This window comes from Microbulbifer aggregans, from assembly GCF_020524005.1.
In the GTDB taxonomy this organism is placed as follows: domain Bacteria; phylum Pseudomonadota; class Gammaproteobacteria; order Pseudomonadales; family Cellvibrionaceae; genus Microbulbifer; species Microbulbifer aggregans_A.
This window is the reverse complement of the sequence record NZ_JAIVKK010000032.1, coordinates 1-2391: the sequence shown is the minus strand read 5'-3', so window position 1 is coordinate 2391 and position 2391 is coordinate 1. Positions and strand designations below refer to the sequence as shown.

The 2391-nt window shown below is 48.5% G+C and carries 3 protein-coding genes; all 3 read left to right on the top strand.

The features are described from left to right. Positions 1 to 157 precede the first annotated feature (157 nt). The 3 genes from LC093_RS20150 to LC093_RS20140 all read left to right on the top strand — a co-directional run bounded on the left by LC093_RS20150 (position 158) and on the right by LC093_RS20140 (position 1788). On the top strand, positions 158 to 364 hold the full coding sequence (locus LC093_RS20150) for a hypothetical protein (protein ID WP_226669280.1): 207 nt from the start codon (positions 158 to 160) through the stop codon (positions 362 to 364). 574 nt (positions 365 to 938) lie between these two features. Next, entirely contained in the window at positions 939 to 1310 is a 372-nt protein-coding gene (locus LC093_RS20145; RefSeq protein ID WP_226669278.1) for a thiol-disulfide oxidoreductase DCC family protein, read from the top strand. 136 nt (positions 1311 to 1446) lie between these two features. Beyond that, positions 1447 to 1788 carry a DUF6508 domain-containing protein gene (locus tag LC093_RS20140; RefSeq protein ID WP_226669276.1) on the top strand — a complete coding sequence of 114 codons (342 nt, stop codon included), beginning with the start codon at positions 1447 to 1449 and terminating at the stop codon, positions 1786 to 1788. Positions 1789 to 2391: the final 603 nt, after the last annotated feature.

Below are 2391 nucleotides of genomic sequence, written 5' to 3'. Positions count from 1 at the left end.
GCTACGGCCCTGTGGGCCTCCGCGGGACGCCCAACACTGTGCACATATTGTGCTGGTCGCTGCGCTCCCTTTTTAGCACAATATGCGCACAGCATTGGTCGCCCCTGCTGCGGGCGTTATATGTCAGTCAAAACTCAATGGAAGAGGAAATAAAAGTATGAAGAAAGCATCAATCGCAGTTCTAGTACCGGTTTTAGGTGTGCTTGCAGCCGTTTGTAGTCAAATAGTATTAAAGGCTAATAGCGGCAATTTTGCATTTGGACTAAGTTCAGATTTTTGGGGTGGCTTTGTAATTAGCGCGGGCATCGGCTTAATGGTTGTTATGCTGGGGTTCCATTTTTCAAAGTCAAAAGATCCCGTATGAGGGACCATATAACAAAGCTAGGCAGGATCGCCCATCCCCTGCGGGGCTGGGCTGGACGTCCAACGCTATGCGTTGGCCGCCCCTGCTAGCGGCGTTAGTGATTTTTTACAGCAGTGGAATTTTGGGTTTTGGTTTTCGGAAAGTTCGGTGCATTAAACGGTGGTTCCGGAACGCGGTGTGGTAAGAATTAGCAGCGTGAAATCGAGGCCCCACTATTTGGCATTGGCAAGCCGGCTTCTGAGTATTTGCCGGCATCTCTATTTGTGCCGTGCCGCTTACAGATAATCGTCGGCTTCGCCCACGGTGGGAAACTGAAGGTCTCTGCCAGTAGTGGCGGCACCGCACAGAGGTTTTTCCAAGTACAGAAAGGCCTATTCGCGTTCGTTCTTTGCGGTGGTAACATCAAGCTAAGAAGTGCTAAAGCGAGTTGGCAGTGCGCCGAAACACTAACAAGCTGCGGCAGAGCGACAGCCAACACTACGCGCCTTTTGTGTTACTCGCTGTCGCTCAAACATTAACACAAAAGGTGCTCCGCGTTGGCTGCGCCTGCGCAGGGCGTTATACGTAAATACACATGTCCAAAGAGCCTACGATAAAAGTAATTTACAACTCAGCATGCCCTGTATGTGATGCGGGGATTAGCTCGCAGAAACGCAAATCGGCTAGTTGCGAGGTAAATTGGCAGGATGTGCACCTTGATCACGAGTTAGCTAAAAATATCGGCGCAGACGTCGAGTTCGTTAGGAAACGGCTACACGCAATTGATGCAAATGGCGAACTTAAGGTTGGTTTCGAGGCTTTCATTCTCATCTGGGAAAATTCACCATCCGAAAAATGGAAGGCAAAAATTTCTAAGTTACCGGGCTTAAGGCAAATTCTAGGAATTATTTACAACGTATTTGCGTGGTGCTTATATAAGTGGAACCGCGCATTAAAGCACTGGTAACGTATAACAATGCGCTGCAGACCGACGTCTAACTTTGTGCACTTTATGCGCGGTCGCTACGCTCCCATTTTCGCGCATAAAGCGCCCAAAGTTAGCCGCGGCTGAGCGCGGCGTTATGCAAAGGAATGCTGAGATAGTGAAAATTGAAGACATATGGAAATTGGTATTGAGCTATCAAGCAGCAGTTTCAGCGGTTCATGAGATCTCTCGTAGTGATGGATACCCTATTTATCCGGAAGAAATTTCAGATTTCATGAGATTGTTGCAGTCTCCCCCTTGGGTTGCATATGAATATCAGCCAAAAGAGATTAGCGGGATTCTAGAGTCAATAGAAAACGCGACCACAGAAGAAATTAAGTGGGCCTTAACTGCCGCGGCCAGGTCTGAAAGATTTTGTGATGGATCTTGGGAGCAAATTCTAAAAAATAGGAGGCTGGATCCGGTCTTTGAAAGGCTTCAGGAGCTGCATCATGCATAACAAGCAGCGGCAGAGCGACAGCCAACGCTACGCACCTTTTGTGTTACTCGCTGGCGCTCAAACATTAACACAAAATGCGCTCCGCGCTGGCTGCGCCTGCGCTGGGCGTTAATAATCTTATGAAGTTCTATCATCCAAAATTTATTGAACTTGCAGCTTTTCTAGCTGTAGGTATTTGCATCGGGTCACTCTACATAGCGAAGCAGCTCGATAGCCCAATCTTTGCGGTATCGGTAGGGCTAATTGTCATGATATCTACTTGGTCAAAGAGAAAAGAAACTTCAGTGCTTGGTACGATCTGCTTCATGAGTATATTCACTACAACAATTGGGATGTGTTGGGCCTATTACCGGTATTTCATGCAGTGACCATTATTAACAAGCGCAAGCAGTTTGCTCCGGCCCTTCGGGCCTCCGCGGGACGCCCAACGCTATGCACATTTTGTGCGGGTCGCTGCGCTCCCACTTTCGCACAAAATGTGCACAGCATTGGTCGCCCCTGTTGCGGGCTACATGGACTCCCCCGACTGTCAAGCTAGGGCTGTGTTTGACGTTTAGGAATGAGACTGCAGCTCTACATTCGGTCTACTGTTGAGAAGTCACT